At 67.9% G+C, this 6000-nt stretch carries 6 protein-coding genes; 2 read left to right on the plus strand and 4 right to left on the minus strand.

From position 1 onward, the window contains the following. On the minus strand, positions 1–1474 hold a 1474-nt coding region (locus tag ACH9D2_RS04310; RefSeq protein ID WP_396361520.1), incomplete at its 3' end, for an exopolysaccharide biosynthesis polyprenyl glycosylphosphotransferase. A 510-nt stretch (positions 1475–1984) separates the two neighbouring features. Between ACH9D2_RS04310 and ACH9D2_RS04315 the strand changes: the two genes are divergently transcribed. Next, positions 1985–2596, plus strand: coding sequence for a 50S ribosomal protein L25/general stress protein Ctc (locus tag ACH9D2_RS04315; RefSeq protein ID WP_396361521.1), 612 nt, complete (start codon positions 1985–1987; stop codon positions 2594–2596). 98 nt (positions 2597–2694) lie between these two features. Then, a complete protein-coding gene (gene pth, locus ACH9D2_RS04320; RefSeq protein ID WP_396361522.1) occupies positions 2695–3273 on the plus strand; it encodes an aminoacyl-tRNA hydrolase in 579 nt (192 codons plus the stop codon). Positions 3274–3287: 14 nt separating this feature from the next. Here the strand turns inward: pth and ACH9D2_RS04325 are convergent, their stop codons facing one another. The 3 genes from ACH9D2_RS04325 to gmd all read right to left on the minus strand — a co-directional run. Continuing rightward, a complete protein-coding gene (locus ACH9D2_RS04325) occupies positions 3288–3995 on the minus strand; it encodes a YveK family protein (RefSeq protein WP_396361523.1) in 708 nt (235 codons plus the stop codon). Between the two features lie 44 nt (positions 3996–4039). After that, positions 4040–5041 carry an NAD-dependent epimerase/dehydratase family protein gene (locus ACH9D2_RS04330; RefSeq protein ID WP_396361524.1) on the minus strand — a complete coding sequence of 334 codons (1002 nt, stop codon included), beginning with the start codon at positions 5039–5041 and terminating at the stop codon, positions 4040–4042. 14 nt (positions 5042–5055) lie between these two features. Continuing rightward, a partial coding sequence (gene gmd, locus ACH9D2_RS04335) for a GDP-mannose 4,6-dehydratase (protein ID WP_396361525.1) occupies positions 5056–6000 on the minus strand: 945 nt, incomplete at its 5' end.

Here is a 6000-nt window from a genome sequence, read left to right on the forward strand (position 1 = left end):
AGTGCGCGCCTTCCTTGGCGACCACGGCCTTGACGGTGCGCAGGAGGATCACGAAGTCCTGGACCGGTGACCAGTTCTCCACGTAGTAGAGGTCCAGGCGCACGGCCTGCTCCCAGTCCAGGTCGTCCCGGCCCGAGACCTGCCACAGGCCGGTGATGCCGGGTTTCACGCGCAGCCGGCGGTGGACGTGCTCCTCGTACTGGGCCACCTCGGAGGGCAGGGGCGGGCGCGGGCCCACCAGGGACATCTCGCCCTTGAGGACGTTGAGGAACTGCGGGAGCTCGTCGAGGCTGTACTTGCGCATCCACCGGCCGGGTGTGGTGACCCGGGGGTCGTTGGCCATGAAGAACAGGACGCCGCCCTTGGCGTCGTTGGCGGCCATCAGCTCGGCCTTGCGCTCCTCGGCGTCGGTGTACATGGAGCGGAACTTCAGCATCCTGAAGCGGGAGCCGTCGAGCCCGGTCCGCTCCTGGGCGAAGAGCACGGGCCCGCCGTCGTGGGCCTTGACGATCGCCGCGAGCACGAGCATGACGGGGGAGAGGATCACCAGCGCGGTGATCGCGCCGGTGAGGTCGACGAGGCGCTTGAGCAGCAGCCGCGACCGGCTCAGCCGCGGGGTGGAAACGTGGATCAGCGGCAGCCCGGCCAGCTGCTGGGTGTGGATGCGCGGCCCGGCGATGTCGGTGAGCCCGGTGTCGAGGACCAGCCGGATGCGCTCATCGGCCAGGTACCAGCTCAGGTGGCGGACCTCCTCCGAGCTCAGCGGCGCGCTCGCGGCCATCACCAGGGTCTCGATCCGATGGGCGCGGCACGCGGCCACGATCCCCTCCACACTGGGCGCCTCCCCGGCCGGCAACATGTTCGGTGGCAGCGGTACGGACGCCAGGTGCCCTGGAAGCGGGCGGACCGTGGCAGGTGCGTAGACCGCCACCGGGTCGAAACCTGAGGAGAGGTGTTCATGCAGTTTCTTGACCATCTCGACCGTGGCCGACACGCGTCCCACGACGAGGGTCCGCGACATCGCGGCGCCGGACAACCGCCGGCGGGTCAGTCGTTTGCGCAGGTAGCCCCGACCGAGCAGGAGTAGCAGGATCCCGCAGGGCAGGGCGATCACCACGTACCCCCGGGCCGTCGGGATGTCCAAGGCGTAGGACAAGATCGCCAGGGCGCCGAACAGCGCCAGGGTGGCGCTGACAAGTTCCTTCGACTCGTCGATGCCCTGGCTGACGAGGCGCACGTCGCGGGTGCCCCGCAATTCCAGCCAAACCCACCACGTGACACCGAGTGCGGCGCCCACAAGCCAGTACGGCACACTCAGCTCACGCAGCTCCAACCCCTGACCATGGAAGCCGAAGCGAATGAGCTGCGCGGCCGCCACGGTCAACACCATCATCAGCGCGTCCGTCCGACGCAGCGCGCGCAGGTAGTCCTCCTGCCACGCGGCGGACCGTGTGATCTCCGTCTGTCTCAGCACTGAATGCTGTCCTTCCCCCTGGTGCATTCGGTGGGTCGATGCTCACCGGTTTCCCCGGCACCACCGAAGAGCCTCCGCCGCAGCGGACTCTTGATGTGGCAGATGCCGACTCCTGCGGCGCACCGACCTGGTCAACCAGTCGACCCCCATCGACTGGCACCTCCGCCCACCGGATCAAATCGATCCCGTCGGTGGAGTTTGCGACAGTGCCGACTCTAGGGCGAATACCCTCCTAGGACTTAACTTTTGTCCAATGAAGGCCGAATGTGAATTTACTGATGCGATGACATGGGGCGATGCAGTCCCGGTGACCCGTGCTAATCTTGTGCGGTTGCCAAGGCGAGGGGACCCCTGCGGGTCCCGTGATCGACGACGGCTGGTTGAACGTTCCCGCCCCCACTGGCGCGGCGCCTCTCAGGGCGTCCCGCGAAGCGTCCAGAACGCGGGGGAGGGTCTGCGGCCGGTATCGCCTGGCCATTCCGACGACAGACCCGCTATCGAGGAGTTCCCATGGTTGACACCATCCGCATCCCCGCCACCACGCGCAGCGACTTCGGCAAGGGCTACGCCCGCCGCATCCGCAACAACGACCAGATCCCCGCGGTGGTCTACGGCCACGGCGCCGAGCCCAAGCACGTGATCATCCCCGGCCACGAGACCATGCTGGCTGTTCGCCACTCCAACGCCGTGCTCGAGCTCCAGCTCGACGGCGGCACCGAGCTGGTCATGGTCAAGGACATCCAGCGCCACGCCACCCGCCCCGAGATCCTGCACATCGACCTGCTGGCCGTGCGCCGCGGCGAGAAGGTCGAGGTCGAGATCCCCGTGCACGTCATCGGCGAGGTCGAGCCCAACGCCGTGCACAACGTCGAGGAGAACACCCTCACGGTCGAGGCCGACGCCCTGAACGTGCCCGAGGACGTCGTCATCAACCTCGACGGCCACGGCGTGGGCGACCACGTCTACGCCGCCGACGTGCGCCTGCCCGAGGGCGTGACCATGGTCTCCGACCCGGAGCTGCTGGTCATCAACGTCTCCGAGCCCCAGGCCCAGGACCTCGGCGATTCCGAGGGTGAGACCGAGGCCCCCGAGGGCGACGTCGTCCCCGAGACCGAGGCCTGAGCCTCACCGCTCTTCTGATTCTCCGTGGTGCGGGGCGGCTTGCGAGCCGTCCCGCACTTCGCATGACCGCACTCTTCACCTTTTCGATGGAGGCACCGATGTCCGACGCATGGCTGGTCGTGGGGCTGGGCAACCCCGGCCCCGAGTACGCCCGGACCCGGCACAACGTGGGACAGATGGTCGTGGACGAGCTCGCCTCCCGGCTCGGCGGGAGCTTCAAGGTGCACAAGGCCCGCGCCCAGGTCCTCGAGTCCCGGCTGCGTCCGGGCGGGCCGCGCGTGGTGCTGGCCAAGCCCATGACCTACATGAACACCTCCGGCGGCCCCGTGGCCGGCCTCGCCAAGTTCTACGGCATTCCCGCCGAGCGGGTGATCGCCGTGCACGACGAGATCGACATCCCCTTCGCCGCCCTGAAGCTCAAGATCGGCGGTGGAGAGGGCGGGCACAACGGCCTGCGGGACATGTCCAAGGCCCTGTCGACCAAGGACTACCACCGGGTGCGCGTGGGCGTGGGCCGGCCGCCGGGCCGGATGGACGCCGCCTCCTACGTGCTCAAGCCGTTCTCCTCCACGGAGGGCAAGGAGCTGCCCTTCCTGCTCGACGACGCCGCCGACGCGGTTGAGCAGCTCGTCGAGAACGGCCTGCTCGAGGCGCAGCAGCGGTTCCATACGCGCTGAAGTACGTTCGCCTGTCAGAAGCCGTAGGTCGAAGGGTCCTTCCGCGTGCCAGCAGGATCCGTCAGCGGCACGCCGTCGGAGTTCGTGCGGTGACGAACGAAGGCGTACACGAGTCCGAGCACCAGACCGACCAGCACACCGATCCCCGTGTGCAACAGGGTGTTGGGCACCGTGGGACTGGTAGGTACCTCCGCTCGGCTGAGCTGCTGGATGGAGATGCGGCCGACTGAGTCCGCAGCCTCATCCCCTGAGTTCTCCAGTGTCTCCACGGTGCGCGTAAGGCCGGTCAGCCATGCGTCGGCCAGCTTCGCCGCATCTTCTGGAGAGTCGTCCCAGGCGGTGATGCGGATCTCCGGTGAGTTCGACGGCACTTCGACCGTGATGCTGTCGAGGATTCTCTCGGGGGGCGTGTCCAAGTCGAGGTCGTCAATCACGGTCTCGGCCACGGGCCTGGACGTGGCCAGTGACTCGTAAGCAGCAGCTTTGGAACGCACCAGCTGGTCACCGGCGAGACGGCTGCTCAGATCTTGCTGGCCGATGGCGATGACCAGTCCCCGCACCGTGGTCGAATAGAACTTCGGCTGCATCAAGGACCACCCCAGGGCCAGCAGAGTGCACACCAGGACGATCAGTGTGATGCCGCGCCAGTAGGTCCTGGCGAGTCTGGTGAGATCACGCATATCAGGGGCGCGAGTCTGGTCTGCTGGGATGGCCTGCGGCATGTTCTTCCTTGAGGTCGGCTCGGGGATCGGGGGCTGTGCTGGGTTCACTGGCGGAGGCCGTCCTGGTGTTCGCGGTACCACTCGACGGTGGAGCGGAGACCCTCGTGCAGGGGGATGCGGGCGGTCCAGCCGGCGGCGGTGAGCTTGGAGACGTCCATGAGCTTGCGGGGGGTGCCGTCGGGCTTGGTGGTGTCCCACTCGATGCGGCCCTCGTAGCCGACGGCCTCGGCCACGAGCCCGGCGAGCTCCTTAATGGTGAGGTCGGTGCCGGTGCCCACGTTGACGTGCTCGGGCCCGTCGTAGTGCTCGAGCAGGTGCAGGCAGGCCTCGGCCATGTCGTCCACGTGCAGGAACTCCCGCAGCGGGGAGCCGGTGCCCCAGTTGGTCACCGACTCGGCCCCGGTCAGGCGGGCTTCCTCGTAGCGGCGGATCATGGCCGGCAGCACGTGGGAGCCGGTGGGGGAGAAGTTGTCCCCGGGCCCGTAGAGGTTGGTGGGCATGGCCGAGATCCAGGGCAGCCCGTACTGGCGGCGCACGGCCTGGATCTGCAGGATGCCGGCGATCTTGGCGATCGCGTAGGCGTCGTTGGTGGGTTCCAGGTGCCCGGTGAGGAGGTACTCCTCCTTCAGCGGCTGCGGGGCCAGCTTCGGGTAGATGCAGGAGGAGCCGAGGAACAGCACCCGCTCCACCCCGTGCTCGAGGGCGGCGTCGAGGACGTTGACCTGGATCCGGAGGTTCTCGGACAGGAAGTCGACCGGGTAGGTGTTGTTGGCGAGGATCCCGCCGACCTTCGCCGCGGCCAGCACCACGTAGCGGGGCTTGACCTCGGCGAAGAAGGCGAAGACTGCGTCGCGGTCCTTGAGGTCCAGCTCGGAGGAGGTGCGGCCGATCAGGTCGGTGAACCCCTCGTCCTTTAGCTTGCGCCAGATCGCGGAGCCGACCAGGCCGCGGTGGCCGGCCACGTAGAACGGGGCGGTGCGATCCAGGGGGCCGGGGGTGAACGACGTCGTCGCGTCAGCGGGCTTCTCGGTGGTGTCTGCTGTCATCGTGGCGTCCTGTCTCACTTGGCCCAGGAGGCGAGGTCGACGGTGTCGATCCAGGCGTCGTTCTGGAGCAGGGCGATGTCGGCGTCGACCATGAGGCGGGCCAGCTCGGGGGCCTTGACGGTGGCTTCCCAGCCGAGCTTGTCCTTGGCCTTGGCCGGGTCGCCGATGAGGGCGTCGACCTCGGTGGGGCGCAGGTAGCGCTCGTCGAACTCGACGTGCTCGCGCCAGTCCAGACCGGCGTGGTCGAAGGAGATCTCCAGGAACTCCCGCACCGTGCACGGGTGCCCGGTGGCGAGCACGAAGTCCTCGGGCTCGTCGGCCTGGAGCATCCGCCACATGCCCTCGACGTACTCGGCGGCGTAGCCCCAGTCACGGATGGCCTGCAGGTTGCCCATGTAGAGCTTCTCCTGGGTGCCGGCCTTGATCGCGGCCACGGCCCGGGTGATCTTGCGGGTCACGAAGGTCTCGCCGCGGCGGGGGGACTCGTGGTTGAAGAGGATCCCGTTGACGGCGTACATGTCGTAGGCCTCGCGGTAGTTCTTGGTGATCCAGTAGGAGTAGATCTTCGCCGCCCCGTAGGGGGAGCGGGGGTAGAACGGGGTGTCCTCGTGCTGCGGCGGCGGGGTCGCCCCGTACAGCTCGGAGGTGGAGGCCTGGTAGTAGCGGGCGTCCACATTGGCCAGGCGCATCGCCTCGAGCAGCCGGACGGTGCCCAGCCCGGTGGTGTCCCCGGTGTGCTCGGGCTCCTCGAAAGAGACCTTCACGTGGGACTGGGCCGCGAGGTTGTAGACCTCATCGGGGCGGATCTGCGCCATCAGCGTCACCAGCCGGGACCCGTCGGACAGATCCCCGTAGTGCAGGAACAGCTTCGCATCGGCCTCGTGCGGGTCCGAGTAGAGGTGGTCGATCCGGTGGGTGTTGAACGTGGAGGCCCGGCGGATCAGGCCGTGGACCTCGTA

This window comes from Kocuria rhizosphaericola (genome assembly GCF_044462205.1).
Lineage (GTDB): Bacteria > Actinomycetota > Actinomycetes > Actinomycetales > Micrococcaceae > Kocuria > Kocuria rhizosphaericola.

Excerpts from the sequence above, each read along its gene's own strand:
- ACH9D2_RS04330 (WP_396361524.1), bottom strand. The coding sequence starts at position 5,041 with ATGACAGCAGACACCACCGAGAAGCCCGCTGACGCGACGACGTCGTTC.
- ACH9D2_RS04325 (WP_396361523.1), bottom strand. The coding sequence starts at position 3,995 with ATGCCGCAGGCCATCCCAGCAGACCAGACTCGCGCCCCTGATATGCGT.
- ACH9D2_RS04315 (WP_396361521.1), top strand. The coding sequence starts at position 1,985 with ATGGTTGACACCATCCGCATCCCCGCCACCACGCGCAGCGACTTCGGC.
- pth (WP_396361522.1), top strand. The coding sequence starts at position 2,695 with ATGTCCGACGCATGGCTGGTCGTGGGGCTGGGCAACCCCGGCCCCGAG.